The sequence below is a fragment of the Streptomyces sp. NPDC021212 genome (assembly GCF_044332925.1).
Lineage (GTDB): Bacteria > Actinomycetota > Actinomycetes > Streptomycetales > Streptomycetaceae > Streptomyces.
The window spans coordinates 90,393-116,812 of the sequence record NZ_JBIRPZ010000015.1 but is presented as its reverse complement, the minus strand read 5'-3'; the positions used below and the strand labels follow the sequence as shown (position 1 = coordinate 116,812).

The following is a 26,420-nucleotide window of genomic DNA, read 5'->3' as shown; positions in this document are numbered from 1 at the left end:
TCTCAACGCTATGGGCTTCGAGTGCACTCCAAGCAAGCGCGGATTTGGCGGAATCTTGGCCGACGACGAGGGCGATAGGCTCGGGCCCCATGGAGAGCCTGCGGATGATCGAGAACTGGCCGGTCCCGACGGCGGCGGCCGCCGTCGTACGCGCGGACGGCACCGTGGCCGGATCGCATGGCCCGGTCGGCCACAGATTCCCGCTGGCATCGGTGACCAAGCCGCTCACCGCGTACGCGGCGCTCGTCGCGGTCGAGGAGGGCGCGGTCGAGCTGGACGAGCCGGCCGGGCCCGAGGGTGCCACGGTGCGCCATCTGCTCGCCCACACCTCCGGGCTCGCCTTCGACGAGCACCGGACGGTCGCCGCGCCCGGCAACCGGCGGCTGTACTCCAACGCCGGGTTCGAGGTGCTCGGCGATCACATCGCCAAGGCGGCGGACATCCCCTTCGGGGAGTATCTGCGCCAGGCCGTCCTGGAGCCCCTGGGCATGACGGCGACCGAGCTGACCGGCTCGCCCGCCAAGGACGCCGTCTCGACCGTCGAGGACCTCGTGCGCTTCGCCGCCGAGCTCCAGGCGCCGCGGCTGCTGGCGGCCGAGACGGTCGCGGAGGCGACGGCCGTGGTGCATCCGGGGCTGACCGGGGTGCTGCCGGGCTACGGGCACCAGAAGCCGAACGACTGGGGGCTCGGCTTCGAGATACGCGACGGGAAGTCGCCGCACTGGACGGGCGCGTCGTCCTCGCCCCGCACCTTCGGCCATTTCGGCCAGTCCGGGACGTTCCTGTGGGTGGACCCGGAGGCGCGGGCGGCGTGCGTCGCGCTGACGGACCGGGCGTTCGGGCCCTGGGCGATCGAGGTCTGGCCCGCGCTGACCGACGCGATCCTGGCGGAACTGCGGTAGCACCCCCTACGAGATGCCTTCCTGGCCGCTCAGGCCAGGAAGCGCCGCGGCGTCACCGTCGGCGGCGCCGGAGGGCTCGTCGCATGGGCGTCGGCGAACGCCCTCGCGAACCTCTCGAACGAACTCCTGATGTGATCGGCCATGGCCTCCTCGGCCGCCCCCGGCTCGCACCCGCTGATCGCCGCGCTGATCCGCCGGTGCTCGACGACGGTGTTGGCCGTGTCGATCTCCTCGGGGTACAGGCGGAAGGTGTGCAGATGGCAGTGGGTCTGCTCGTACGCCTGCTCCACCACTGAGTTGCCCGACGCCGTGATGACCGCCGCGTGGAACGCGGCGTCGTGCGCCACCAGCTCCTGACGGACGTCCCTGACGTCCGGATCGGGAGCCTGCTTCTCCCGCCCGGCCAGCAGCCCCTCGAAGGCGTCCAGCTGGCGGCCGAGCGTGCCCCCGGGGTTGGTCAGCCGGTCCACCGCCGCGGCCCGCGCCGCCCACGGCTCGACCAGCAGGCGGAACTCGAACAGCGCGCGCAGGCCGGGCAGGTCGAGCAGCGGCGTCGTGCTGTAGCCCCGCCCCGGCTGGTACGTGATCAGGTTGTCGCCCTCGAGGCGCTGCAGCGCCTCGCGCACCGGTGTCTGCGAGACGCCCAGATCCCGCGCCAGGGCCACGATGTTGATCTTGGTGTCGGGCGGGATCTCCCCTCCGATGATCAAGGACCGCAGCCGGGCGTACACCTCGGTCGTCGACGGCTTGGCCGTTGTCTTCACCGGCATGCACACCTCGTCAGTCAGCAGGGCGGGGTCGGGGCGGGGGGATCGCCTGCTTCGTGATCGTAGCCCTGAGGGCCGGCTCGATCCTGCCGGAATCCTTGACTCCGCATAGCATCGCCCCCAACTCTATAGAGATCAGTCGAACCCTATACACATCAGCGTCGATGCGCTGGCCTCATTCAGGGGAGCATCATGACCGCGATCACCTCCGTGGACGTCCTCGACGTCCGCTTCCCCACCTCGGTGACGGCCGACGGCTCCGACGCGATGAACAAGGACGGCGACTACTCGGCGGCGTACGTCGTCCTGCACACCGACGACCCGGAGCTCAAGGGATACGGGTTCACGTTCACCATCGGCCGCGGCAACGACCTGTGCGCGGCCGCCGCCGAGCAGCGCGCCCGCCCGCTGCTGGGGCGCGACGTCGCGGACATCACCTCCGACCTCGGCGGCATCTACCGCGAGCTGCAGTCCGACGCGCAACTGCGCTGGCTCGGCCCCGAGAAGGGCGTCGTCCACCTTGCGCTCGCCGCGGTCATGAACGCGGTCTGGGACCTCGCCGCCCGCCGGGCCGGGCTCCCCCTGTGGAAGCTGCTGGCGACGATGACGCCCGCCGAACTCGTCGACGCCGCCGACATGCGCTACCTGTCCGACGTGCTGCCCCGCGAGGAGGCCATCGCCCTCCTCACCCGCAACGCCGACACCCGCGAGGAGCGCATCGCGCAGCTGGAGAAGAAGGGATACCCCTCCTACACCACCTCCGCCGGATGGCTCGGCTACTCCGACGACAAACTGCGCAGGCTGTGCCAGGAGGCCGTCGACGCGGGATACCGCCACGTCAAGCTGAAGGTCGGCGGGAACCTGGAAGACGACATGCGGCGGTGTGCCATCGCCCGCGAGGTCATCGGCGACGACGCCCACCTGATGATCGACGCCAACCAGGTCTGGGACGTGCCCGAAGCCATCGAGTGGGTCCGGGCGCTCGCCGAGTTCAAGCCGCTGTGGATCGAGGAGCCCACCAGCCCCGACGACATCCTCGGACACGCCCGGGTGCGCCGGGCGGTGGCCCCGATCGGGGTGGCCACCGGGGAACACGGCATGAACCGGGTGCTGTTCAAACAGCTCTTCCAGGCCGAGGCGCTCGACTACTGCCAGCTGGACGCCTGCCGCCTGGGCAGCGTCAACGAGGTGCTGGCCGTGCTGTTCATGGCGGCGAAGTTCGGCGTTCCGGTGTGCCCGCACGCGGGTGGCGTGGGGCTGTGCGAACTCGTCCAGCACCTCTCGGTGTTCGACTACGTGGCCGTGTCGGCGAGCCTCGACGGCCGCGTCACGGAGTTCGTCGACCACCTCCACGAACACTTCGCCGACCCCTGCGTCGTCCGCGACGGCGCGTACGTCCTGCCCGACCGGCCCGGCTACAGCGCCCGGATGCACGACGCCTCGCTGGCCGCGTACGCCTTCCCCGACGGCTCGTACTGGGCCGGACGCTGAAGCACCCGGCGCCACGGCGCGATGGACGCCCGGGTCACGCTCCCGGCCGTGATCGGCCGCGAAACGTCCGGGCGGATCGCCGCCGTCGGCGAGGGCATGACGGGCTGGGCGGTGGGCGATCCGGTCACAGCCGGGTGGTCATCGTCGCGATCCACCCCAGCCGCGGCCGGTGGACCTGAAGGCGTGACGATGCCGGCCGACGGGGTCGTACCGGCCGCCCGGCTCATCACCGGCGCGGTGCCCCTGACCCGCGTGGCGGACGCGTTCGAGCAGCTGTCCGCGGGCAGGGCCATGAAGGTCCTCGTCGACTGCCAGGAGGTGGCCTCATGACCCCGAACCCCTTCGATCTGACCGGCAAGCTCGCCGTGGTGACCGGCGCCAGGCGCGGCATCGGCAAGGCGATGGCGGAGGCCCTCGCCGCGGCGGGCGCGGACGTCATCGGGGTGAGCGTCGCCACGCTCGAACCCGAGGGCAGCGCGGTGGAGGCGGCCGTCCGTTCCCACGGGCGGACGTTCACCGCGCGCCGGGTCGATTTCGCCGACCGTGCGGCGGTGCGCGCCCTCGGCGCGGAACTCGCCGCCCTGGAGCGGCCCGTGGACATCCTGGTGAACAACGCGGGGACGATCCGGCGGACAGCGGCCGCCGCGCACCCAGGGCGGCATCACCGTCCCCGGCTACGCGGCGGCCAAGTCCGGCGTCGCCGGGCTCCCCAAGGCGCTGGCCAACGAATGGGCGGCGCACGGGATCGGCGTCAACGCCATCGCCCCGGGCTACATCGCCACCGACAACACCCAGGCGCTCCGCGACGACAGCGAACGGTCGCGCGCGATCCTGGACCGGATCCCGGCCGGGCGGTGGGGGCGGCCCGAGGACCTCGCCGGGGCGGCGGTGTTCCTCGCCAGTGCCGCGTCGGACTATGTGTCGGGCACCGTGCTGCCGGTCGACGGCGGCTGGCTGGGCCGCTGACCACACGCGGAGCAGGTGTACGGGGCCACGGCGTTACGGGTCGCGGCTAGCCGTACACCGGCTCCGCGCGCATCTCCCACACCAGCAGTTCCGCCGCCCCCACCGCACGCGCCTCCAGGTCCTTCGCGCACCGGATGCGCGCCGCGTCGCCCGCCGCGAGGGTGTCGTCCGCGACGCGCACCTCACCGCGCACCACGTGCGCGTACGCCCAGGGCGCGTCCGGCAGCGCGGTGCGCTCGCCGTCGCCGAGGCGCCGTACGTGGAGCACCGCTTCGGCGCGGGCCAGGGCGTACGGGGTGCCGTCGGCGATGCCGCGCACCACGTCGTACTCCGGCTCGGCGCCGACCGTGCCCGACGCCAGCCACATCTGGACGAAGGTGAGCGGCGCCGCGGACTCGTTGCGCTCGGAATGGCGTACGCCGCTGCCCGCACTGAGCCGCTGGACGTCGCCGGGGCGGACCACGGTCCGGTGGCCGGTGGAGTCCTCGTGCGTGAGTTCGCCCTCGACGACCCAGGTCACGATCTCCAGATCGCGGTGCGGGTGCTCGGCGAAGCCCGCGCCGGGGGCGAGACGCTCCTCGTTGCAGGCGACGAGGGGCCCGAACCGCACGTTGTCCGGGTCGTAGTGTCCAGAGAAGGAAAAGGCGTGGCGCGTCTCGACGCCCGCTCCGTCCCCGCCCGGATACCGTGCACCGGACCGCTGTACCCACATCATCCGGTCCACGGTAGTGCGCCGCGGACCGGCCCGCTCCCGCCCCCTTACCTACCCCCGCGTAGCCTCCCGCCCCCAGCGTTCACCCTCCGATAAGGCAGTCTTGTCCTCGTGCCTGAACCAGCCGCGAACACCCCGCATCCGCACAGCGCCACCCTGCGACGTCTGGAGAAGTCGTCCGGGAAGCTCGCCGCCGCCGCCATCGCGCGCATGGACGAGCAGCTGCCGTGGTACCGGGCGATGCCACCGGAGAACCGCTCGTGGATCGGGCTGGTGGCGCAGGCGGGCATCGCGGCCTTCACGGAGTGGTTCCGGCACCCGGAGGCACCGCAGGCGATCAGCACCGATGTGTTCGGTACGGCGCCGCGCGAGCTGACCCGGGCGATCACACTGCGGCAGACGGTGGAGATGGTCCGTACGACCATCGAGGTCATGGAGTCGGCCATCGACGAGGTGGTGGCTCCCGGCGACGAGGCGGTGCTGCGCGAGGCGCTGCTGGTGTACGCGCGGGAGATCGCCTTCGCCACCGCCCAGGTGTACGCGCAGGCGGCCGAGGCGCGGGGCGCCTGGGACGCCCGGCTGGAGTCGCTGGTGGTGAACGCGGTGCTGTCCGGGGAGGCGGACGAGGGCGCGCTGTCCCGGGCGGCGGCGCTCGGCTGGAACTCGCCCGAGCACGTGTGCGTGGTGCTGGGCACGGCGCCCGACGGGGACAGCGAGCTGACCGTGGAGGCGATCCGGCGGGCCTCCCGCCAGGCCAAGCTCCAGGTGCTCACCGGGGTGCTCGGCAACCGGCTGGTGGTGGTGGCGGGCGGTTCGGACAATCCGCTCCAGGCGGCGAAGGCGCTGATCGGGCCGTTCGCCGCGGGCCCGGTGGTGGCCGGTCCTGTGGTGTCGGACCTGCTGGCGGCCACCCGCTCGGCGGCGTGCGCCGCGGCCGGCCTGAAGGCGTGTACGGCCTGGCCGGACGCCCCCCGCCCGGTACTGGCGGACGATCTTCTTCCGGAACGCGCGATGGCCGGGGACCCGGCCGCCCGCGCCCAGCTGGTGGAGGAGATCTACAGACCGCTGGAAGAAGCGGGCTCGGCGCTGCTGGAGACCCTGAGCGTGTATCTGGAGCAGGCGAGCAGTCTTGAGGGCGCCGCCCGGATGCTTTTTGTGCATCCCAACACCGTGCGCTACCGGCTACGACGTGTGACCGACGTCACCGGGTGGTCACCATCTGACGTCCGGTCGGCCTTCACACTACGGATAGCCCTGATCCTCGGACGTCTTGCCGACGGGGACATATTTCCGTAGCTGTTTGTTGGACTCCAACAATTCCCTTGACCGTTCTTCGTCCTTGTCCCCACGGGCGGGCGGGACCACCCACAAGAGAGAGTGTGAGAGTGCTCGTACTCGTCGCTCCCGGCCAGGGAGCCCAAAAGCCCGGCTTCCTGACCCCCTGGCTCGATCTCCCCGGCGTCACCGAACGCCTGCGGTGGTGGTCGGCCGTCTCCGGCCTGGATCTGATCCACTACGGGACCGAGGCCGACGAGGAGGCGATCCGCGACACCGCGGTGGCCCAGCCGCTGCTGGTGGCCGCCGGACTCCTCTCCGCCCAGGCGCTGTTCGCCGACGGCCCGCACCGCGTCCAGGACGTGGTCGGCGCCGCCGCGGGCCACAGCGTGGGCGAGATCACCGCGGCCGCGACCGCCGGTGTGCTCAGCCACGAGGCGGCCATGGTGCTCGTACGTCAGCGGGGTCTGGCGATGGCCGAGGCCGCGGGCCGCGCCGAGACCGGCATGGCCGCCATACTGGGTGGTGAGCAGGAGACCGTCGTCGCGCACCTCGACAAGCACGGGCTGACCCCGGCCAATGTGAACGGGGCCGGGCAGATCGTCGCCGCGGGCACCGCCGAGCAGCTGGCGGCGCTGGCCGAGGACAAGCCGGAGGGTGTGCGCCGCGTCGTTCCCCTGAAGGTGGCCGGCGCGTTCCACACCGACCACATGGCCCCGGCGGTGGCCACGCTGGAGAATTTGGTCGCGGGCGTGCCGATCGCCGACCCGGGCACCGCGTACGTCTCCAACCGGGACGGCGGGGTCGTGGCGTCCGGCGCCGAGGTGATCCAGCGCATGGTCACCCAGGTGTCCAACCCGGTCCGCTGGGACCTGTGCATGGAGACCTTCCAGAAGCTGGGCGTCACCGCGATGATCGAGGTGGCTCCGGGCGGGACCCTCACCGGTATCGCCAAGCGGGCCCTGCCGGGTGTGGCGACCCTGGCGCTCAAGACTCCGGACGACCTCGACGCGGCACGCGCGCTGATCGCCGAGCACGCCGTACCCGCCGCCGACACCCCGGCCGTATAGCCGAATAGGAGCTCCGAGAGCATGACCGCGAAGATCAGGCCCAGCAAGGGCGCCCCGTACGCGCGCATTCTCGGCGTCGGCGGCTACCGCCCCACCCGGGTGGTGCCGAACGAGGAGATCCTCAAGCACATCGACTCCTCGGACGAGTGGATCCGTTCCCGCTCCGGCATCGCCACCCGCCACTGGGCCGGTCCGGACGAGACGGTCGCCCAGATGTCCGTCGAGGCGGGCGGGAAGGCCATCGCCGACGCCGGGCTGACGCCCGAGCAGATCGGCGCCGTGATCATCTCGACCGTCTCGCACATGAAGCAGACCCCGGCGGTCGCCACCGAGATCGCCCACCTGCTGGGCACCGGCAAGCCCGCCGCGTTCGACATCTCCGCGGGCTGCGCGGGCTTCGGCTACGGGCTGACCCTCGCCAAGGGCATGGTCACCGATGGCACCGCGGAGTACGTGCTGGTCATCGGCGTCGAGCGGCTCTCGGACCTGACCGACCTGGAGGACCGGGCGACGGCCTTCCTGTTCGGCGACGGCGCGGGCGCCGTGGTCGTCGGCCCGTCCAAGGAGCCCGCGATCGGCCCGACCGTCTGGGGCTCGGAGGGCGACAAGTCCGACACCATCACCCAGACGCTGCCCTGGGACGTCTACCGCGACCACTCCACCGACGAGGTGCGCTACCCGGCACTGCGCCAGGAGGGCCAGGCGGTCTTCCGCTGGGCGGTGTACGAGATGGCGAAGGTCGCCCAGCAGGCCCTGGACGAGGCGGGGGTCAGCGCGGACGACCTCGACGCGTTCATCCCCCACCAGGCCAACATGCGGATCATCGACTCGATGATCAAAACTCTCAAGCTGCCGGAGCACGTCACGGTCGCCCGTGACGTGGAGACCACCGGCAACACCTCCGCCGCCTCCATTCCGCTCGCCATGGAGCGGCTGTTGGCGACGGGGCAGGCAAAGAGCGGTGACACCGCGCTCGTCATCGGCTTCGGGGCGGGTCTCGTCTACGCAGCGACGGTCGTTACCCTCCCATAGGCTCTCTAGCCCAGAACCACGCAGCCCCGGACGAGTCGGGCGCTGCGCACCCACCGCAACACACCGAAGAAGGAGCGCCGCAATGGCCGCCACGCAGGAGCAGATCCTCGAAGGTCTCGCCGAGATCGTCAACGAGATCGCCGGTATCCCGGCCGAGGACGTCGCGCTGGACAAGTCCTTCACCGACGACCTGGACGTCGACTCGCTGTCCATGGTCGAGGTCGTCGTCGCCGCCGAAGAGCGCTTCGACGTGAAGATCCCGGACGACGACGTCAAGAACCTGAAGACCGTCGGCGACGCCGTCGACTACATCCTGAAGCACCAGGGCTGAGCCGAGAGTCTGTCGCCACCCGTGCGGTGGCAGAGGTCCAGCACCTCCTACGTAGGAGTGAAGAATTCCTGTGAACTCGACCAATCACACCGTGGTCGTCACCGGTGTTGGTGCCACGACGCCGCTGGGTGGCGACGCCTCATCGACCTGGGAAGCACTGCTCGCCGGCCGCTCCGGCATCAGCCTCCTGGAGCAGGACTGGGCAGCCGACCTGCCGGTCCGGATCGCCGCGAGCATCGCGGTGGACCCCGGCACCGTCCTGCCCCGCCCGCAGGCGCGCAAGCTCGACCGGTCGGCGCAGTTCGCGCTGATCGCGGCCCGTGAGGCATGGGCCGACGCGGGCTTCACCGGCAAGGCCGGCGAGGACCCGTCGGTCGATCCGGACCGGCTGGGCGCGGTCGTCGCCTCCGGTATCGGCGGCGTGACGACCCTGCTCGACCAGTACGACGTGCTGCGGGAGAAGGGCGTCCGCAAGGTCTCCCCGCACACCGTGCCGATGCTGATGCCCAACGGCCCGGCGGCCAACGTCGGCCTGGAGGTCGGCGCGCGCGCCGGTGTCCACACCCCGGTCAGCGCGTGCGCGTCCGGCGCGGAGGCCATCGGCTACGCCATCGAGATGATCCGCACCGGCCGCGCCGATGTGGTCGTCGCGGGCGGCACCGAGGCGTCCATCCACCCGCTGCCCATCGTCGCCTTCGGCAACATGATGGCGATGTCGAAGAACAACGACGACCCGCAGGGTGCCTCGCGCCCCTTCGACGTCAAGCGCAACGGCTTCGTGATGGGCGAGGGCTCGGGCGTCGTCGTCCTGGAGTCGGCGGAGCACGCCGCCGCGCGCGGCGCCCGGGTGTACGCGGAGGCCGTCGGCCAGGGCATCTCGGCCGACTCCCACCACATCACCCAGCCGGAGCCGTCCGGCAACGGCATCGCGCACGCGCTCCAGAACCTGCTGGAGAGCACCGACCTGAAGCCCGTCGAGATCGCGCACATCAACGCGCACGCGACCTCGACACCGCAGGGCGACGTGGCGGAGCTGAAGGCGCTGCGCAAGGTCTTCGGCGACGACGTGGACCACATGGCGGTCTCCGCCACCAAGTCGATGACCGGCCATCTGCTGGGCGGCACCGGCGGTGTGGAGACGGTGGCCAGCGTGCTCGCGCTGTACCACCGGCTCGCCCCGCCGACGATCAACATCGACGAGCTGGACCCGGAGGTGGACGCGGACATCGTGCGCGGCGAGCCGCGGGCGCTGCCGGGCGAGGGTCCGATCGTGGCGCTGAACGACTCGTTCGGCTTCGGCGGCCACAACGTGGTGCTGGCGTTCCGCACCGTCTGAGGCGGCTCGAACGAGTGAAGGGCGTGCCTCCGGCTCCGGCCGGGGGCACGCCCTTCGCGTATCAGCCCTTGGCTATGCGCCCTCGGGGCCGTCCTCGAAACTGGCGAAGTACGAGGCGATCATGTCCTCGTCGCCGTGGCCCTGGCCGACGGCGCGCCGGAACCGCTCCGCGCCCGCGGCCGCCAGATCCAGCCGTACGCCGGACCGCTGCCCCGCCTCGACGATCAGCCGGGCGTCCTTCTCGGCGGTCCTGGCCGCGAAGCTGGGCGCGAGATCGCCGCTGAGCAACTGACCCGCCTTGGCGTGCAGATAGCCGTTGTCCAGCGGCCCGCCGGCGATGGCGTCGAAGAAGCCCTGCGGCTCCACGCCGAGCCCCTTGGCGAGGGCGAGCGCCTCGGCGGTGCCGTTGGTGATGGCGAGGACCCAGCTGTTGATGACGAGCTTGAGCCGGGTGGCCGCGCCCTCCTCCCCGGTGTCGCCGACCCAGACCGTACGGCTGCCGATCGCGTCGAAGACCGGCGCCGCGGCGGCGCGGGCGGAGGGTGGACCGGCGGCGAGGACCACGAGCTGTCCGCTCTCGGCGGGCGCCTTGGTGCCGAGGACGGGTGAGTCGAGGAGGATCAGGTCCTGTTCGCGGGCGAACGCGGCGAGGGAGTCGAGCCCGTCGAGGCCCGCGGTGGTGGCCTGGGCCCACACCGTGCCGGGGCGCAGCGCCGGGGCGGCCTGGCGCATCGTCTCCAGGGCGGCCGGGCCGTCGTGCAGGATCGTCAGGACGGCATCGGCGCCGTCCACGGCCTGTGCCGGGGTGTCGGTGACGCGCACGCCGTCGGGCTCGAGTGGTTCGGCCTTGGCGCGGGTGCGGTTCCACGCGCGGACGTCGAGTCCGGCGCGGGCGAGGTTGCGGGCCATACCGGAGCCCATGATGCCGGTGCCGAGGACCGCGACGGAGGTTGCTGCCGGGAGTTGTTCGGTCATCCGGCCACGCTAGGGGGTGTCCTGGCGGTCAGACGACCTGGTGCAGCCAGCGGACGGGGGCGCCCTCACCCGCGTAGCGGAACGGCTCCAGCTCGTCGTCCCACGGCTTGCCGAGCAACTTGGCGATCTCCGCCTGGAGATCGCCCTCGCCCCGGGCGGAGCGGGCCAGCGCGGCGCGCAGCCGGTCCTCGGGGATCAGGATGTCGCCGTGCATGCCGGTGACGGCGTGGAAGATGCCCAGTTCGGGGGTGGAGCTGTAGCGCTCGCCCTCGGCGGTGGCGCAGGGCTCGGCGGTCACCTCGAAGCGGAGCAGATGCCAGCCGCGCAGCGCGGAGGCCATCTTGGAGGCCGTGCCGACCTCGCCCTGCCAGGAGAACTCGGCGCGCCAGGTGCCGTTGGCGGCGGGCTGTTTGATCCAGTCGAGGGTGACGCGCACACCGAGTACGCCCGCGATGGCCCATTCGACGTGCGGGCACAGCGCGCGCGGAGCGGAGTGCACATACAGAACTCCACGTGTCGTCACCGGGGCCTCCTGTGCGGTTCGAGGTACGCCTTCCCCAGCGGCCTCGTGCCCGTACCGGTCACGCCCGGGACAGCACACGACATTCTGCCCTAATGATCACCCTCGCACCAGTCCCGAGGTTACCTGCGGTGAAATTTTTCGGGCAGAATTCTCTAGAAAAGGGACAGGATGTGACGCAACGTAATGTGACGGTATCGCAATGCTCTGCCTGGCGCCGGGCCGATGCTCAACTGCCACAAGAAAAACGTACCGCGCGGACCGGCCAGAGGAGTGACGTACCGTCGGTCCTGGATAGATATCACCCAACAGTCGGAGGGGGAACAGCCATGCGGGCCAGCGCACCACGCCGGAAGCAGTGGACCACCGTGCGTACCGGTGCCGTCCTGCTCACGACGGCCGCCGTCCTGAGCACGGCGGGCTGCTTCGGCAGCTCCGAGGACCCCTCCCGGAACGGGCCGAGCCGGAGCGGCAGGAGCCATGCCGCCGAGGGCCCCGCGTGGAACACCCGCCCCAGCTCCATCGCCTCGGTCGGCGACTCCATCACCCGGGGCTTCGACGCCTGCTCGGTGCTCTCCGACTGCCCCAAGGTCTCCTGGTCCACCGGCACGGATGTGAACAGCCTCGCGCAGCGGCTGCGCTCGGGCGCGCGCAGCTGGAACTACGCCAGGACCGGCGCGGTCATGGCCGACCTGCCCGCCCAGATGACGGCGGCCGCGACGCGCAAGCCGCAGCTGGTGACCATCATGATCGGCGCCAATGACGCGTGCCGGGACTCGGTCGCCGACATGACCTCCACCGACGAGTTCCGCTCCACCTTCGCCTCGGCCCTCACCCGGCTGCGCCGCGCCGTGCCGAAGACGCAGGTGTACGTCGCGAGCGTCCCGGACCTGAAGCGGCTGTGGTCGCAGGGGCGGAAGAACGTGCTGGGGCGGCAGATCTGGAAGCTGGGCATCTGCCCGTCGATGCTCAAGGACTCCGACGCGATGGACGCGGCCTCCACGGAGCGGCGGCAGCGGGTGGACGAGCAGGTGGACGACTACAACCAGGTGCTGAAGGACGTATGCGGGAAGGACCCGCTGTGCCGCTACGACGGCGCGGTGCACAACTACCGCTTCACGGCGCAGGAGTTGAGCAAGTGGGACTGGTTCCACCCCAGCAAGGCGGGTCAGCAGCGGCTGGCCGCGATGGCCTACCGCCGCATCACCAGCCCCTGAGCCGGTCCTAGCCCACCACCACGCCCGCCGTGAGGCGGAGGTCCGCCACGCTGCGGCCCGCCTCCGCCGTGTACGGGCCCGGGATCAGACGCCAGGCTTCCGCCTCTTCGTCCCAGATCTCCGCCGCGCGGCGCCGCACCGGGATCGCCACCTCCACCGCCTCCCCCGGACCGGCCTCCGCTGCCGCGAAGCCCGCCAGGCACCGGGCGGGGCGCTCCTCGGCGGCGCCGGGCGGCGGGGCCAGATAGAGCTGGACCACTTCCCGGCCCGGCCGGGAGCCCACGTTCCGCACGCGGACCGTGATCGTGCCCAGGTCGCCCGCGAAGGTGCCGGTGAGGGGGCCCGCGGGAGTGAAGTCCACCGCCTCGTACGCCCAGTCGGTGTATCCGAGCCCGTGCCCGAACCAGTACGCCGGAGCGGCCCCCTCCTGCCGCTCCCACGCCCGGTAGCCGATGAAGACGCCCTCGTCGTAGGAGAGTTGCCCCTCGACGGGGGCGACCTGGCTCACCGGCGCGTCCGCCAGCCGGGCCGGCCAGGTCGTCGGGAGGCGGCCGCCGGGCTCCTCGGAGCCGAGGAGGACGTCCGCGAGGGCGGCGCCCGCCTCCTGGCCCGGGAACCAGGTGAGGAGGACAGCGGCGACGTCCTCGCGCCACGGCATCTCCACGGGTGAGCCCGCGTTGACGACCACCACGGTCGGGGTGCCGGTGGCGGCGACGCGGCGCACCAGCTCGTCCTGGCGGCCCGGCAGCCGCAGGTCCGTACGGTCGAAGCCCTCGCTCTCGACGCTCTCCGTGGTCGCGACCACGACCACGGCGGTGTCGGCGGCGGCCGCCGCGGCGACGGCCTCCTCGATCAGCTCCCGCGGATCGCGCTCCGGGGCGCGGTGCACCAGGCTGAAGGCGACGGCCGGCCAGTTCGACTCCTCCGGCTTGGCGACCGTGCTGGTGAGGCTGACCTCGACCGGCTCGCCCGCCGTCAGTTCGGCCCGCCCGCGCGGCACGGGCGCGCCGAAGAACGCCTCGAACGGGTCGTCGGCGTCCGCCATGGCCTGATGCCCGTCGAACAGCACCTCACCGCCGACCACCAGCCGGAAGCCGCCAAGCCCCCGGGTGCCGAAGGAGTGCGCCCCGCTCTCGCGCGGGGTGAAGGTGCCGGTGACCTCGACAGTGTGCAGCTCCTCGTAGGCGACCCCCTCGGGGAAGTCGCCGAGCCACTGCACCTGCCCGCTGGGCAGCCGGGACTCGCCCAGCACCCGCCCGTCCTCGGCGCGGACGACGGCGCGCAGCGCGAAGCCCTGCCCGGCGGGCGCGAGTTCGTCGGTGGGGTCGGCCCCCACCGCGTAGTCCAGCCGGACGCCGGCGGGCAGGGCGGCGCGCAGCCCGTCCAGCGGGGAGACCACATGGTCGGGGAAGACCAGCGCCGAGCCGCCGCCGAGCACCCGGGCGTCCCGCGCGGCGGCGCCGATGAGCGCCAGGGACCGTATGCCGGAGGGCCCGCCGGGGCTGAGCGGCAACACCTCCGTCTCGTTCCGCAGCAGCACGAAGGACCGCCGGGCGATCTCGCGGGCGAGCGCGTCGCCGTCGATCGCCCCGGGCCGGTCGGCGGGGGCGACGGCGGGCTCCACGCCGTCCAGCGCGCCGACCCGGGCGGCCAGGGTCAGCACCCGCCGCACCGCGTCGTCGACGTCCGACTCGGCCACCAGCCCTTCGCGCACGGCGGCCGCCAGCGCCTCCCCGTAGACGGTCCCCGGGCCGGGCATGGCGACGTCGAGCCCGCCCGTCAGCCCCCCGACGGTGTCGCGGGCGGCCATCCAGTCGGAGACGATGAAGCCGTCGAACCCCCACTCGCCGCGCAGCACGCCGCGCTGCAAGGCGCGGTGCTCGGTCATCGTGGCGCCGTTGACCCCGTTGTAGGCGGCCATGACACCCCACGGGCGGGCGTCCCTGACGATGGCTTCGAAGGGCGCGAGATACAGCTCGCGCAGCGCCCGCGCGCCCACCCGGTTGTCGACGGTGAAGCGCTCGGTCTCCGCGTCGTTGGCCACGAAGTGCTTGACGGTGGTGCCCACCCCGCCGTCCTGGACGCCGCGCACATAGCCGGTGCCGATCGCGCCGGTGAGATACGGATCCTCGCTGTACGCCTCGAAGTGCCGGCCGCCCAGCGGCGAACGGTGCAGATTCACGGTCGGGGCGAGCAGCACATGCACGCCCTTGCGCCGCGCCTCCTGGGCCAGGAGCCGCCCCGCGCGGCGGGCCAGGACCGGGTCCCAGGTGGCGGCGAGGGCGGTGGGGCTGGGCAGGGCGATGGAGGGGTCGTCGGCGGTCCAGCGCACGCCCCGGACGCCGATCGGGCCGTCCGACATCACCAGGGAGCGCAGGCCGATGGCGGGGACGGCGGGCAGGGACCACATGTCCTGCCCGGCGAGCAGCCGGGCCTTGGTCTCCAGATCGAGCACGCCGAGCGCCTTCTCGACGGCACCGCTCACGCCCGCACTGATCGCGCCCGCACTGATCGAATCTGCCACGGTCGGCCTCCTCAGGTCGCCCATATCGTGGACCCGTCGCCTTGTAATCCGGTAGGTATCGTTATTGTTTTGTTATCAAACCTGCTTTACGGTACTCCCATGGAGAAGCTGGACGACGATGCGCCGACCCGGCGCGGCCAGGAGCGGCGCGCGGAGATCGTCCGCTCCGCGCTCGAAGTCATCGCCGAGCGCGGCTACCGGGGCGCCACGCTGAGCGCGGTGGCCGAGCGCGCCGGGCTCACCCAGCAGGGGCTGCTGCACTACTTCCCCACCAAGGAAGCCCTGCTCATCGCCGTGCTGGCCGAGCGCGACCAGTGGGACACCGGCGCCGCGCGGCGCGACGGCGGCGGCGCCTGGCCGCTGGAGCTGCTCGCCTCCCTGGTGGAGTACAACGCGATGCGCCCCGGCATCGTGCAGACCTTCTCCGCGCTGCTGGGCGAGAGCGTTACCGAGGACCATCCCGCGCGCGAGTGGTTCGCCCGCCGCTACGAGCGGGTGCGCGCCGACATGGCGGACACCCTGCGCGGCGAGTTCGGCGACCGGCTGCCCGGTGGGCTCACCCCCGAGGCCGCCGCGCCGCTGCTGGTCGCCGTGCTGGACGGCCTGCAGTTCCAGTGGCTCCACGATCCGGACGCGGTGGACATGCCCGCCCTCTTCCGCGCCTTCGTCTCCCTGCTGAACCGGGGAGACGAAGGCGCGGCCGAATAGCCCTTCACTCGGCGGGAGTCGGGCAGGTGTACCGCTCCCCCGGCCCCCACTTCCTGCGGATGTCGGTCGCGGTGACCGCTCCGCACAGCAGCGCGGGCCGCGGCGCGCCCTCGGGCGCGCCGTGCAGGACGGCCACCAGCTTGTCGGCGGTCAGCCGCCCGCCCCCGGCCACCCCGTGGGCGTCGATCCGGCCGGTCGCCCCGTTGAAACCGCCGCTGCCCAGGCCCTGGTAGAGCACGGCCTGCACCAGCGCCCGGTCGAGGCGCCCGTCCCGCTTCCCGCTGCCCACCCACGCCTCGTCGATGGCCTGGGACAGGTAGCACAGGGCGTCCCAGGCCAGCGGCGAGTGTCCGTCGAGGCGCATCGCCCGGGCCAGCACCCCGCGTTCGCGGCCGTACTGCGCGTCGTACGCCCGCAGATACGCCTGGGCGCTCTTGGCCCGGACGCGCGACGGCTCGCCGTGCGAGACGTAGTACAGATTCAGCCCCTGGAAGATCGCCCACGGGTTCTGGCCCAGCAGCAGCGCGTTGGTGACGTCGTCGCCGCCGAGCACGCTGACGGTCGGGCAGCCATCGGCCATCCGGCCGTACTCGGACAGGAAGGTGACGAACTGGCTGCCGCGGGCCGTCCAGACGACACCCGTCGGCTCGCCTCCGCCCGCCACCCGGCACACCCGCTCCGCGAAGTCCTCCATCGTGTCGTACGACCGCCCGGCCATTCCGGTGGCGCCGCCGCCCGTCCCCAGCAGCAGCGTCTCGACGGGACCCTGCCGGTATGCGGTACGGAACGAACGGGCCAGACCGGAGCTGTACGGATCCTTCGGATCGGCGACCAGCAGCACCCGGCGCGCCTTCACCGGGGCGCGCCCGGGCCGGGTCACCATCGCCGCCTCCCGGACGAAGGCCGCCATGACCCGGGCGGCACGGGAGTCGACGGGCGCGAGCTGGTAGTAGTGCGTGCCCTGGGAGAGCAGGGAGTCGGCCGTGCCGGAGGTGCCGATCATGGGGATGCCCGCCGCGTCCAGCCTGCGGATCGCGGAGTACGTGGACCCGCGGCTCTGACCGAGGCCGACGGCGCCGACGATCGACGGGTCGCGCCGGGCCAGCTGGACGATGGAGTCGGCGACGGCCGGGGCGTCCTCGAAGAGATGGCCCGCGTTGGCCACCAGCACCCGCACCGGAACCCGGTCGTCCGACGTCAGTGCCAGGGCGTTGACATGGGCCTGGGCGAGCCCGATCCCGCGCAGCTCGGGCAGGGTGCCGCCGCGCACCGGGTCGTCGGCGCCCGCGCCGCCGCTGAACGGGCCGATGTAGACCACGGTGCGGTAGCGCGGCGATGTCTCCTCGCGGCGGCGCATCGCGGCATCCACCTCGCCGTTCTGCCGGTCGATCTGCTCCAGCACCTCGCGGAGCTGCCGCTCGTGGGTGCCCTGGGCGAACTGCTTGCCCGTCGTCACCCCGACGCACTGGCCGTTCTTGCCCAGGAAGGTCTGGCCCGAACAGCTGTCGTCACCCCCGCCCCACAGGGGCCGGTAGATGCCGCCGGCCACCAGCCCCAGCGTGAGCAGCGCGACCACCGCCACCCCCGCGATCTCGGTGCGCGGGCCCCAGCGGCGGGAGGGCGCGAGCAGGGTGGGACGGCGGCCGAGCCAGTACGATGCCCGCTCGTCGTCCTCCGGCCCCTCGCTCACCGGCACCACGATCCCGGTGGGCTGGCCCGCGCGCATGCCCTGCCGCTCGACCAGCTCCAGCTCGGCGCCCGCGTGGGCCAGGTCGGCCGCCTCGATGTCCGGGATGCGGGACGCGAGCGAGCGCGCCCCGGCCGCGATCGCGATCACCGACGTACAGCGCAGGTCCTCCACGGCGGAGCGCAGTTCGCGCAGGAAGCGCTGCACCCGCGAGTCCAGCGCCCCGGCCTCCTCGAAGAGCAGCACGAACCGGGTGGTGCGGCGCATCCGCCACGGGTTGAAGCGGCGGCGGCGCACCGCCCCGTCCAGGTCCGCGAGGAGCGCGTGCGTCAGCACCCGGTCCAGGCGCTCCGGGTCGCTGCCCTCGCCGCCGGGGACGTGGTCGAGCGCGGAGCGGAAGAAGTCGGTGGGCGGGGTGCCGCGCTGGAGCCGCGACCACTCCGCGTACCAGCGGCGGTGCCGGCCGCGGCCGAGCATCCGGCGGCTGGCCCGGACCCCGAACAGCCAGCGTGGCAGGGTCTGGCACAGCGGCCCGGCCACGAAGTTCCACAGCAGCTCCACGACCGAGCCGCCGCTGGCGTGGTCGCGTCCGCCGATCCGCCACAGCGTGTTGGCCGTGCGCGACCAGCGGCGGTGTTCGTCGTAGCAGTGGTTGCGCAGATCGCGGTGGCGGTACTCGATGGGCCCGTCGATGGCCGGGGCCGTGACCACCGAGTGCAGCAGCCGGTAGCCCGGCAGCCGTAACTGCCCGGTGTCCACCGGCATCGACTCCGCCAGCTGGAGCGCGATCTGCTCGAACAGCTCCAGCGGCGGCGGATCGGCGCCGGGCGGGAGCGCCGGGACATACGCGTGCGGCGCCAGCACCTCGCTGCGGCCGCGCAGCCGCGACCGCAGCCCTCCCACGATCCTCCGGCCGGCCCGCCCGGCGCCCTCCTCCGTCAACAGCACCACCGGCACCCTGCTGCGGCTGCGCCGCTGCTGGATGACCAGCTTGTCGAACGCCTCCACGAAGCGCTCGACACCCGGATACGCCGGGATGCGGTCCTGCGGATCCCCCGTCGCCATCGTCCCCGTCCCCCTTCTCCCTGCCCACCCCGTGACAAAGGCGGTGGAAACAAGGGATATCCCCCGCGGGGGAGGGGCTCATGCGCGGCGACGGGGGCGGGTCTCACATGTCGCGCGCCTCCAATGTGATCGCGCGCTCCCCCACGGCCGCGGTCCGCGGAAGCGGAAGGAGCTCCTGCTGCACCTCGAACCGCAGCAGGCTGCTCTCCACGTACGCGGGGCCCGGCACGAACCGCGCACCCGTGACTTCCTGCACCGACCAGGTGTGCGTCAGCCCGTCGCAGAGCGCCGAGCCGCCCCCGATCCCCTGCCGCACCTGACCCTGGCTGAGCGTGATGAGGATGTCGGCGCGCGGGATGGTGGCGCCGTCCCGCAGGCAGCGGTACGTGCCCGACAGGGCGACGGTCCCGGGCCCGCCCACGTAGCCGATGCGGTTCACGGTGACGTTGTTGCCCCACGGCAGCGGCAGGCTTCGCGGCATCCCCGGCACCCCGGCGAACTCCCCGGCCTCGGCGGGTGCCGGGGCGGCGGGTCCGGGGGCGGGTGCCGGGGCCGCCTGGGCGGCGGGGACGACGGGGGCGGCGATGAGCAGGCCGGTGACGACACCGAGGAAGCGACGACGGTTGCGCATGGGGTACGGACCTCCGTGAGCGGGGCGGATTCCCTGTGAGGGGCGAAGTCCCTGTAGAGCTATCGGGCGCGCGACGCGGTCCGCGGGAACGTCACCCCCGTGCGGCGTGTCCGATACCGCTGGGCGGGTGCTCCCCCGCCATCGGGTTGACCACCGCTCCGGTCAGGCGCCGGGTCAGGCGGGAGCAGTGCGCGCCCAGCAGGAGCAGGAAGGACGTGGGCAGGAAGACCGCGTCCGAGATGATCATCATGGCGGACAGGAAGGGGATGCCGAGGACGACGGCGATCGCCAGGTGCTCCAGCATCATCGCCGCCAGCAGGGCGTTCTTGAGCCGCCGGTAGCCGAGCAGGAAGGGGAAGGCCACCTGCGCGACGACCGTCCCGTAGCTCAGCAGGTAGACCGCGAGCATGCTGTGGGTGAGCAACCCGGCGAGGGCGGGCCACGGCATGAAGTAGTCGAGGTGCAGGGCGTAGTACATCCCGCTGCCTTCCTGCCACAGGGCGCCCTGGACCTTGTACCAGCCCGCCGTCCCGTAGATCAGGCAGACCTGGACCGCGATCACCAGCATCGCGGAGTTGTGGAGCATCGCCGTCGCCGCGTCGAGCAGTTCGCGCGCCTGGCGTCCCCAGGGCCACCGGTGCGCCGCGTACCAGACGCCGTGGGCCGCCCAGAACGCCCAGAGGACCGCCGCCCACGCGGTGCGCGGGAAGCCGTCGGACACCCACAGGAGCAGCACCCCGAGCCCCTGCCACAGCGCGACCCCGGCCCGGTCGTACGCGGGCTTCCGCTGCCGCCGGGCCCGGGCGCGGCGGTGCGCGTCGAGCGACCAGACCGCCCCACAGCGGGTGAACGCCAGGTACACGGCCATCACCCGCATCGCGTTGTCCCCTGCGTCACCCAGATAGGTGTTGCGGCTCTCGAGCGAGAGCACGGCCACCAGGAACACCACGGACGTGCCCCGGGTGCGCCAGCCCAGCATCAGCAGGACGGCGGCCACGATCGCGCCGTGGTAGACGAGTTCGAACCACCAGTGGCCCCCGGACCACAGCAGCACGCTGAAGCGGTGGTCCTCCGCGATGACGCGGGCCGCCATGTCCGGCGCCCACGGACTGCGGTCGCCGTACAGCAGCCGCCGGTGGGGCCATTCCCGGAGCAGGAAGGCGGCGGCGATGGCGCCGAGCCCGATGCGGAACAGGGCGGCCTGGTACGGGGCGTGGGTGCGGGCGGCGAAGGTGATCAGCCGGGCCAGTCGGGTCACGTCACAGTCCCCTGCGGTCGTCGTCCGTCACCGGCCACCAGGGCAGGGTGCGGTGGGAGGTGTTCCGTACGGGCGGGCGGGCGCTCCAGTGCGGAGGCGGCACGGGAACGGCCCGGCCGCGCATCTGCAGTGCGATGATCCGTTCGCCGTGCGTGCCGTGCGTGCCGTGCGCGAGGCGGCTCAGGGCGATCCGCTTGAGGTACTCGGCGGAGAGCCCGCCCCGCGCGTCGGTCGGCACCTCGCGCCGGTTGTGGGTGTCCCGGTAGAAGTCCCAGGCGCGGCGCAGCAGGTTCTGGTCCGCGTGGCTCGGCAGCAGGCTGTGCCGTACGCCCGCGATGTCCTGCGCCGTGAGGCTCGTCCACTGTCCCGTACGGCGCACGCCGGAACCCTCCGCGGTCCGCACCCGGGCCTCGACGCGGATGTTCGCGTGGAGCGGCTGGGGCGCGAACAGCTGCCAGTCCTGGTCGAATTCGGGATGGACGTGCCCCTTGATGGCGTGGTTGTACGTCCGCTGCACCGGACTTGGCGGCGCGATGCTCAGGAACACCAGGGCCAGATGCCAGAGCGCGGCGCCGAGCAGCACGGCGGCGGTCACCGTCAGCAGGGCGAGGGAGGGGGCGGACCAGGTCTGTCCGGGCTCGCCCGGCCCCGCCGGCACGGGCGCCCGGGGCGCACACACCCGGGCGGTCGTCCGCGGCCCGGCGCCTGCGCCCCCGGGCCGCCCGGCAGGGGCCTTGGTGGGCTGTTCCATCATGCTCCGCTCACCGCGACCGGATACCGATGCCGTTATCCACGGAAGTTGCGGCAGTTCACCCCGATGCCGCGAGGCGCGTGGGGGGCACTCGCCGGGACGCTGAACGCGGCGATGGACATGCCGCTGGCACCGCTGCTGCTGCCGCCCCCGCTACTGCTCGCCCCGCTGTCGACACCACTACTGCCCCCGCTGGTACCCCCTGTGACCTGGCCCCCGATCCGGGTGTCGCAGTCGTTGTCCTGCATCGGTCCGCCCAGGATGAAGGGGCTGAACGGGACGCTGGGAATCGGGCCCTGCTGCGCCCGTGTGGAGTGGGTGCCACCGTCCTGATGGACGCCACCGAAGGCGACAGCCGCGGCAACACACGTACCCAGAACGACCGTTCGCAGTACTCTCTTCATCTGACCGCCTCTCTCGACGAAACCTTCGCGTCAGCGGCGCAGCCTGCCGGGCGGCGGAACCGGGATGCGGCACCGACACGGCAGCGTCCGCCGAATGGCCCGGGGTGGGGGAGCATCGGCTGCTGTTCGATAACCATTCGACGCAGGACCATTGACACCCCTCACGCCCGCTGATTAACGTCACGCCAAGATTTCGAACGTGTGACGAAATATCGAACATCGCGAAGGGTCATAGCCTTGCGCATCACCGGAATCAGCACGCATGTCGTCGGCACCCCCTGGCGCAATCTCACGTATGTGCAGGTCCACACCGATGAGGGCATCACCGGCGTCGGCGAGACCCGCATGCTCGGCCACACCGATGCGCTCCTCGGCTATCTCCACGAGGCGGAGAAGAACCACATCGCCGGGTCGGACCCGTTCGCGGTGGAGGACCTGGTGCGCCGGATGAAGTACGGCGATTACGGCCGGGCCGGCGAGATCGTGATGTCCGGGATCGCCTGTGTCGAGATGGCCTGCTGGGACATCAAGGGCAAGGCGCTCGGCGTGCCGGTCTGGCAGCTGCTCGGCGGCAAGGTGACCGACAAGGTCAAGGCGTACGCCAACGGCTGGTACACGGTCGAGCGCACCCCCGAGGCGTTCCACAAGGCGGCCACCACGGTGGTCGAGCGCGGGTACCGGGCGCTGAAGCTGGACCCGTTCGGCACCGGCCACTTCGAGCTGGACCACGCCGAGACGCTGCACTCGATCTCGCTGGTCGAGGCGGTGCGGGACGCGATCGGGCCGGACGCGGAGCTGCTGGTGGAGATGCACGGGCGGTTCAGCCCGTCGACCGCGGTGCGGATCGCGGGCGAGCTGGAGCGGTTCCGGCCGTCGTGGCTGGAGGAGCCGGTGCCGCCGGAGAACCTGAAGGCGCTGGCGAAGGTCACGGAGAAGACGAACCTGCCGATCGCGACGGGTGAGCGCATCCACGACCGGATCGAGTTCCGCGAGCTGTTCGAGTCGCAGGCCGCCGACATCATCCAGCCGGACGTCGGCCACATCGGCGGCATCCTGGAGACCCGCAAGCTGGCCGCGACCGCCGAGACCCACTACGTGCTGATCGCGCCGCACAACGTCGGCGGCTCGGTGCTCACCGCCGCGTCGCTCCAGGTCGCGGGCTGCACCCCGAACTTCAAGATCCTCGAGCACTTCAACGACTTCGCCGACGCGGAGATCAAGAAGGTGGTCAAGGGCGCGCCGCAGGTCGTGGACGGCTACTTCGAGCTGTCGCACGAGCCCGGCCTCGGCGTCGAGCTGGACACCGACGCGGCCGCCGAATTCCCGCAGCAGCAGGCCCGGTTCGACCTGTGGGCCGAGGGCTGGGAGAAGCGGAATCCCTCCGGGGGACGTGGCGAATGAGCGCCGTGGAACGTCCCGCCATCGCCACGGCCGGGCCTGCCCCGGTCCGGCCTGTCGGCATGGTTCCACCGGCGGGCCGGGCAGCGACGACACGAACGGAGCAGACATGAGCCGCACGGAAGACGCGCTCGTCCTCGAAGGACCCGGCAGCCACCGGCTGGAGAGCCGTACCGTGACCGAGCCGGGCCCGGGCGAAGCAAGGGTGCGGGTCCACGCTTCCGGGATCTGCGGCAGCGACCGCGAGGTGTACGAGGGGAACCGGCCCGAGGGGTACGTCCGGTATCCGGTCACCCCCGGCCATGAGTGGTCCGGGACGGTCGAGGCGGTCGGCGCGGGCGTCCCCGAAGCGCTCGTCGGCCGCAAGGTCGTCGGCGAGGGGTTCCGCAACTGCCAGGTGTGCGACCGCTGTCACGCCGGCGAGACCACGCTGTGCACGGCGGGGTACGAGGAGACCGGCTTCACCCAGCCGGGCGCGATGGCCACCACCCTGACGCTGCCCGCCCGGCTGCTGCATCCGCTGTCCGACGACGCCGATCTGACCGCGGCCGCCCTGCTGGAGCCCGCCGCGTGCATCGCCGCCGCCGCGCTCAAGGCGAACGCGCAGCCGGGGCAGCGGGTCGCGGTGGTGGGCACCGGGACGCTCGGCATGATCGCGGTGCAGTTCCTGGCCGCCGTCTCCCCCGCCGAGCTGCTGGTGGTCGGGACGCGGCCGGACCGGGAGCAGCTGTCGCTGTCCTTCGGGGCCATGGCGTTCCGCACGAACGACCGGCTGGAGGATGTCGAGGGCGGCTTCGACATCGTCATCGAGACCGCCGGGTCCGCCCCCGCCGCCCGTACCGCCGCGTCCCTGCTGCGGCGCGGCGGACGGCTGGTGCTGACCGGGATCCCGGCGGCGGGGACGGCGGACGGGCTCGACCCGACCGACCTGGTCGTACGGCAGATCGAGGTGCAGACCGTGTTCGGGGCCGCGCCGGACGCGTGGGCGCACGCGGTGCGGGTCTTCGACGCGGGGCTGCTGACGCTGCTGCCGCTGGTGACGCACGAACTGCCGCTCATCGACTTCGCCACCGCCATCGAGCTGGTGGGGAGCGGTGATCCGAAGGTGGGCAAGGTGCTGCTGCGACCCGCCTGACCCCTTCCGTATCTCCCCGGGGGAAGCCCCCCGCCCCCCCGAAAACCTGAACGGTCCTCAAAGACGAGGGCTACACCTAGTCCTTACGGCGATACAAGGAGCACCGTGACGACCGCCGCCTCTGACCTTCCCCCCGGCCCCCGACGTCCCGCCGACGCCGCCCTCGCCCAGCTCGGCCACGCCGCGCCCGCGCCCGACCCCGCCGACGCCTCCGCGCACTCCTTCCCCGACGGCGGCACCTGGCGCACCGAGGTCCCCTCCGTCGAGGGCCCGGAGGCGCTGGCCACCGTGTTCAAGGAGGCCGGGCGGCTCGACGTACCGATCCACCGGATCAGCCAGGGCAGCGGCGTGTGGATGCTCACCGACGCCGAGATCACCGAGATGGTGGAGTCCTGCGCCGAGCGCAACGCCGAGCTGTGCCTGTTCACCGGGCCGCGCGGCACCTGGGACATCGGCGGCGCCACCCGTTCCGACTCCGGCGGCGGTGGCCTGCGGGCCCGCGGCCACGACGCGGTCGCCGGATGCGTGGAGGACGCCCTGCGCGCCGCCTCGCTCGGCGTGAAGTGTCTGCTGGTCGCCGACGAGGGCGTGCTGTGGCTGCTGCACCAGCTCCGCGAGCGCGGGGAGTTGCCCGCGGACACCACCTTCAAGCTGTCCGCGCTGGTCGGCCCGGTCAACCCGGCCTCGTTCGCGGTGTACGAGCGACTGGGCGCCGACTCGATCAACATCCCCTCCGATCTGACGCTGGAACACCTCACCGAGATCCGCCGGGTCTCCCGCGCCCCGATGGACTTCTACATCGAGGCACCGGACGACCTCGGGGGTTACGTTCGGCTCTACGACGCGGCCGAGCTGATCCGCCGCGGCGCCCCCATCTATCTGAAATTCGGGCTCAGCAAGTCTCCGGGGATCTACCCCTACGGCGCGCAACTGCGGGACGTGGCGCTGAACAGCGCGCGCGAACGGGTGCGCCGCGGCCGGCTCGTGCTCGATCTGCTCGCCCGGCTGGGCGCGGACGGCGGACTGTCGCCGCTGGGCTCCCGGCTGCCGGGGCCGCTGCGGCGCTTCCCCGTCACCGAAGCATCCGATGCCGCCAGCGGCGCGGCCCCACAGAAGTCCTGAGCAATGACGCCCCAGGGAAGGACCCCATCACCATGCGTACGGTAAGAGGCGCACGGGTCGCGGCGATAGGCGCCGGCCTCCTCGCGCTCTCGCTGACCGCCACGGCCTGTGGCCAGGAAGCGGTCGGCGGCAGTCGGTACAAGAGCAAGGAAAAGGGAGGGACGATCGGCATCGCGATGCCGACCAAGTCCTCCGAGCGGTGGATCGCGGACGGCCGGAACATGGCCAAGCAGTTCCGGGCCGCGGGCTACAAGACGGACCTCCAGTACGGCGAGGACGACGTCCGCCAGCAGGTGTCCCAGATCGAGAACATGATCACCAAGGGCCACCGGCTGCTGGTGATCGCGCCGATCAACGGCGGGGCACTCTCCGACGTGCTGAAGCAGGCCCATGAGGCCAACATCCCGGTGATCTCCTACGACCGGCTGCTCCTGGGCACGAAGAACGTCGACTACTACGCGACGTTCGACAACGAGAAGGTCGGCAGGCTCCAGGGCCAGTACATCGCCGACAAGCTGGGGCTGTCCAAGGGCCGCAAGGGCCCGTTCTCCATCGAGCTGTTCGCCGGGTCCTCGGACGACAACAACACCAAGTACTTCTTCAACGGCGCGATGAAGGTCCTCAAGCCGTACATGGACAAGGGCGAGCTGGTCGTCCGCTCCAAGCAGACCAGCCTCAACCAGCTCTACACCGAGAAGTGGAGCGGGAGCGCCGCCCAGGACCGCATGGAGGACCTGCTCAACAAGGCGTACAGCAGCCGCGATGTCGACGCCGTGCTCTCGCCGTACGACGGCATGTCGATCGGCATCCTGTCGGCGCTCAAGGGCGTCGGCTACGGCACGAAGTCCAAGCCCTTCCCGGTGGTGACCGGGCAGGACGCCGAGCTGGCCTCCGTGAAGTCCATCCTCCGGGGCGCGCAGATGCAGACGGTCTACAAGGACACCCGCAAGCTGGCGAAGGCCACCGTGCAGATGGCCAAGGCGGAGCTGACGGGCGGCAAGCCCCCGGTCAACGACACCAAGTCGTACGACAACGGCGAGAAGGTCGTGCCGACGTACCTGCTCAACCCGGTCAGCGTCGACAAGTCCAACACCCAGGTGCTGGTCGACCAGGGTTACTACACCGCGTCGCAGCTGAAGTAGG

The 26,420-nt window shown here is 72.1% G+C and carries 23 protein-coding genes and 1 pseudogene; 15 read left to right on the top strand and 9 right to left on the bottom strand.

Going from position 1 to position 26,420, the window contains the following annotated elements; all coding sequences use genetic code 11:
- The first annotated feature begins 89 nt into the window (after positions 1–89).
- A complete protein-coding gene (locus ACH4SI_RS33745; protein WP_398302514.1) occupies positions 90–902 on the top strand; it encodes a serine hydrolase domain-containing protein in 813 nt (270 codons plus the stop codon).
- A 29-nt stretch (positions 903–931) separates the two neighbouring features.
- Here ACH4SI_RS33745 and ACH4SI_RS33740 read toward each other — a convergent pair whose 3' ends face one another.
- Positions 932–1,672, bottom strand: a complete 741-nt coding sequence (locus tag ACH4SI_RS33740; protein WP_398302513.1) for a GntR family transcriptional regulator — start codon at positions 1,670–1,672, stop codon at positions 932–934.
- 189 nt (positions 1,673–1,861) lie between these two features.
- Between ACH4SI_RS33740 and ACH4SI_RS33735 the strand changes: the two genes are divergently transcribed.
- From ACH4SI_RS33735 to ACH4SI_RS33725, 3 genes and pseudogenes are all read left to right on the top strand, one after another.
- Complete coding sequence (locus ACH4SI_RS33735) at positions 1,862–3,160, top strand: L-fuconate dehydratase (protein WP_398302511.1); 1,299 nt, start codon at positions 1,862–1,864, stop codon at positions 3,158–3,160.
- 48 nt (positions 3,161–3,208) lie between these two features.
- On the top strand, positions 3,209–3,490 hold the full coding sequence (locus ACH4SI_RS33730; protein WP_398302509.1) for a hypothetical protein: 282 nt from the start codon (positions 3,209–3,211) through the stop codon (positions 3,488–3,490).
- Positions 3,487–4,126 (top strand): annotated as a pseudogene (locus tag ACH4SI_RS33725) (SDR family oxidoreductase). The gene ACH4SI_RS33730 and the pseudogene ACH4SI_RS33725 overlap by 4 nt, the downstream one beginning before the upstream one ends.
- A gap of 46 nt (positions 4,127–4,172) precedes the next feature.
- Here the strand turns inward: ACH4SI_RS33725 and ACH4SI_RS33720 are convergent.
- The gene (locus tag ACH4SI_RS33720) at positions 4,173–4,838 is read right to left on the bottom strand and encodes a pirin family protein (RefSeq protein WP_398302695.1); all 666 of its coding nucleotides are present in this window, start codon (positions 4,836–4,838) and stop codon (positions 4,173–4,175) included.
- A gap of 111 nt (positions 4,839–4,949) precedes the next feature.
- Between ACH4SI_RS33720 and ACH4SI_RS33715 the strand changes: the two genes are divergently transcribed.
- From ACH4SI_RS33715 to fabF, 5 genes are all read left to right on the top strand, one after another.
- Positions 4,950–6,134 carry a PucR family transcriptional regulator gene (locus ACH4SI_RS33715; RefSeq protein ID WP_398302507.1) on the top strand — a complete coding sequence of 395 codons (1,185 nt, stop codon included), beginning with the start codon at positions 4,950–4,952 and terminating at the stop codon, positions 6,132–6,134.
- A gap of 89 nt (positions 6,135–6,223) precedes the next feature.
- Positions 6,224–7,183: an ACP S-malonyltransferase gene (locus ACH4SI_RS33710; protein ID WP_398302505.1), complete on the top strand. Its 960-nt coding sequence runs from the start codon at positions 6,224–6,226 to the stop codon at positions 7,181–7,183.
- A gap of 21 nt (positions 7,184–7,204) precedes the next feature.
- Positions 7,205–8,215 (top strand): ketoacyl-ACP synthase III, encoded by a 1,011-nt coding sequence (locus ACH4SI_RS33705; protein WP_398302503.1) that lies wholly within the window; start codon positions 7,205–7,207, stop codon positions 8,213–8,215.
- 82 nt (positions 8,216–8,297) lie between these two features.
- A complete protein-coding gene (locus tag ACH4SI_RS33700) occupies positions 8,298–8,546 on the top strand; it encodes an acyl carrier protein (protein WP_009718247.1) in 249 nt (82 codons plus the stop codon).
- 70 nt (positions 8,547–8,616) lie between these two features.
- Positions 8,617–9,882, top strand: a complete 1,266-nt coding sequence (gene fabF, locus ACH4SI_RS33695; RefSeq protein WP_398302500.1) for a beta-ketoacyl-ACP synthase II — start codon at positions 8,617–8,619, stop codon at positions 9,880–9,882.
- Between the two features lie 72 nt (positions 9,883–9,954).
- Here the strand turns inward: fabF and ACH4SI_RS33690 are convergent, their stop codons facing one another.
- Complete coding sequence (locus tag ACH4SI_RS33690) at positions 9,955–10,857, bottom strand: NAD(P)-dependent oxidoreductase (protein WP_398302498.1); 903 nt, start codon at positions 10,855–10,857, stop codon at positions 9,955–9,957.
- 28 nt (positions 10,858–10,885) lie between these two features.
- Entirely contained in the window at positions 10,886–11,380 is a 495-nt protein-coding gene (locus ACH4SI_RS33685; protein ID WP_398302496.1) for a DUF3145 domain-containing protein, read from the bottom strand.
- 326 nt (positions 11,381–11,706) lie between these two features.
- On the opposite strand from ACH4SI_RS33685, the gene ACH4SI_RS33680 reads away from it, so the two are divergent.
- The gene (locus ACH4SI_RS33680) at positions 11,707–12,594 is read left to right on the top strand and encodes an SGNH/GDSL hydrolase family protein (RefSeq protein ID WP_398302494.1); all 888 of its coding nucleotides are present in this window, start codon (positions 11,707–11,709) and stop codon (positions 12,592–12,594) included.
- A gap of 7 nt (positions 12,595–12,601) precedes the next feature.
- Here ACH4SI_RS33680 and ACH4SI_RS33675 read toward each other — a convergent pair whose 3' ends face one another.
- Positions 12,602–15,142 carry a beta-glucosidase H gene (locus tag ACH4SI_RS33675; protein ID WP_398302492.1) on the bottom strand — a complete coding sequence of 847 codons (2,541 nt, stop codon included), beginning with the start codon at positions 15,140–15,142 and terminating at the stop codon, positions 12,602–12,604.
- A 75-nt stretch (positions 15,143–15,217) separates the two neighbouring features.
- On the opposite strand from ACH4SI_RS33675, the gene ACH4SI_RS33670 reads away from it, so the two are divergent.
- Complete coding sequence (locus ACH4SI_RS33670) at positions 15,218–15,826, top strand: TetR/AcrR family transcriptional regulator (RefSeq protein ID WP_398302490.1); 609 nt, start codon at positions 15,218–15,220, stop codon at positions 15,824–15,826.
- 4 nt (positions 15,827–15,830) lie between these two features.
- On the opposite strand, the gene ACH4SI_RS33665 is transcribed toward ACH4SI_RS33670, so the two are convergent.
- The 4 genes from ACH4SI_RS33665 to ACH4SI_RS33650 all read right to left on the bottom strand — a co-directional run bounded on the left by ACH4SI_RS33665 (position 15,831) and on the right by ACH4SI_RS33650 (position 21,221).
- Positions 15,831–18,578, bottom strand: a complete 2,748-nt coding sequence (locus ACH4SI_RS33665; RefSeq protein ID WP_398302488.1) for an ABC transporter substrate-binding protein — start codon at positions 18,576–18,578, stop codon at positions 15,831–15,833.
- Between the two features lie 103 nt (positions 18,579–18,681).
- Positions 18,682–19,209, bottom strand: a complete 528-nt coding sequence (locus ACH4SI_RS33660) for a DUF6299 family protein (protein ID WP_398302486.1) — start codon at positions 19,207–19,209, stop codon at positions 18,682–18,684.
- A 91-nt stretch (positions 19,210–19,300) separates the two neighbouring features.
- Complete coding sequence (locus ACH4SI_RS33655; RefSeq protein ID WP_398302484.1) at positions 19,301–20,467, bottom strand: HTTM domain-containing protein; 1,167 nt, start codon at positions 20,465–20,467, stop codon at positions 19,301–19,303.
- A 1-nt stretch (position 20,468) separates the two neighbouring features.
- Complete coding sequence (locus tag ACH4SI_RS33650; RefSeq protein WP_398302482.1) at positions 20,469–21,221, bottom strand: DUF5819 family protein; 753 nt, start codon at positions 21,219–21,221, stop codon at positions 20,469–20,471.
- 638 nt (positions 21,222–21,859) lie between these two features.
- Here ACH4SI_RS33650 and ACH4SI_RS33645 point away from each other — a divergent pair.
- The 4 genes from ACH4SI_RS33645 (at position 21,860) to chvE (ending at position 26,419) form a co-directional block, all read left to right on the top strand.
- Positions 21,860–23,023, top strand: a complete 1,164-nt coding sequence (locus ACH4SI_RS33645) for a mandelate racemase/muconate lactonizing enzyme family protein (RefSeq protein WP_398302480.1) — start codon at positions 21,860–21,862, stop codon at positions 23,021–23,023.
- A gap of 106 nt (positions 23,024–23,129) precedes the next feature.
- A complete protein-coding gene (locus ACH4SI_RS33640) occupies positions 23,130–24,155 on the top strand; it encodes a zinc-binding dehydrogenase (RefSeq protein ID WP_398302478.1) in 1,026 nt (341 codons plus the stop codon).
- A gap of 105 nt (positions 24,156–24,260) precedes the next feature.
- Positions 24,261–25,277, top strand: a complete 1,017-nt coding sequence (locus ACH4SI_RS33635; RefSeq protein ID WP_398302476.1) for a hypothetical protein — start codon at positions 24,261–24,263, stop codon at positions 25,275–25,277.
- A gap of 32 nt (positions 25,278–25,309) precedes the next feature.
- Positions 25,310–26,419 carry a multiple monosaccharide ABC transporter substrate-binding protein gene (gene chvE, locus ACH4SI_RS33630; RefSeq protein WP_398302474.1) on the top strand — a complete coding sequence of 370 codons (1,110 nt, stop codon included), beginning with the start codon at positions 25,310–25,312 and terminating at the stop codon, positions 26,417–26,419.
- Position 26,420 lies beyond the last annotated feature (1 nt).

What these genes read in the sequence shown, in the direction of transcription:
- ACH4SI_RS33745 (WP_398302514.1), top strand. Translation starts at nt 90, where the DNA reads ATGGAGAGCCTGCGGATGATCGAGAACTGGCCGGTCCCGACGGCGGCG.
- ACH4SI_RS33740 (WP_398302513.1), bottom strand. Translation starts at nt 1,672, where the DNA reads ATGCCGGTGAAGACAACGGCCAAGCCGTCGACGACCGAGGTGTACGCC.
- ACH4SI_RS33735 (WP_398302511.1), top strand. Translation starts at nt 1,862, where the DNA reads ATGACCGCGATCACCTCCGTGGACGTCCTCGACGTCCGCTTCCCCACC.
- ACH4SI_RS33720 (WP_398302695.1), bottom strand. Translation starts at nt 4,838, where the DNA reads ATGTGGGTACAGCGGTCCGGTGCACGGTATCCGGGCGGGGACGGAGCG.
- ACH4SI_RS33705 (WP_398302503.1), top strand. Translation starts at nt 7,205, where the DNA reads ATGACCGCGAAGATCAGGCCCAGCAAGGGCGCCCCGTACGCGCGCATT.
- ACH4SI_RS33700 (WP_009718247.1), top strand. Translation starts at nt 8,298, where the DNA reads ATGGCCGCCACGCAGGAGCAGATCCTCGAAGGTCTCGCCGAGATCGTC.
- ACH4SI_RS33690 (WP_398302498.1), bottom strand. Translation starts at nt 10,857, where the DNA reads ATGACCGAACAACTCCCGGCAGCAACCTCCGTCGCGGTCCTCGGCACC.
- ACH4SI_RS33680 (WP_398302494.1), top strand. Translation starts at nt 11,707, where the DNA reads ATGCGGGCCAGCGCACCACGCCGGAAGCAGTGGACCACCGTGCGTACC.
- ACH4SI_RS33675 (WP_398302492.1), bottom strand. Translation starts at nt 15,142, where the DNA reads ATGGGCGACCTGAGGAGGCCGACCGTGGCAGATTCGATCAGTGCGGGC.
- ACH4SI_RS33670 (WP_398302490.1), top strand. Translation starts at nt 15,218, where the DNA reads ATGGAGAAGCTGGACGACGATGCGCCGACCCGGCGCGGCCAGGAGCGG.
- ACH4SI_RS33665 (WP_398302488.1), bottom strand. Translation starts at nt 18,578, where the DNA reads ATGGCGACGGGGGATCCGCAGGACCGCATCCCGGCGTATCCGGGTGTC.
- ACH4SI_RS33660 (WP_398302486.1), bottom strand. Translation starts at nt 19,209, where the DNA reads ATGCGCAACCGTCGTCGCTTCCTCGGTGTCGTCACCGGCCTGCTCATC.
- ACH4SI_RS33650 (WP_398302482.1), bottom strand. Translation starts at nt 21,221, where the DNA reads ATGATGGAACAGCCCACCAAGGCCCCTGCCGGGCGGCCCGGGGGCGCA.
- ACH4SI_RS33640 (WP_398302478.1), top strand. Translation starts at nt 23,130, where the DNA reads ATGAGCCGCACGGAAGACGCGCTCGTCCTCGAAGGACCCGGCAGCCAC.
- chvE (WP_398302474.1), top strand. Translation starts at nt 25,310, where the DNA reads ATGCGTACGGTAAGAGGCGCACGGGTCGCGGCGATAGGCGCCGGCCTC.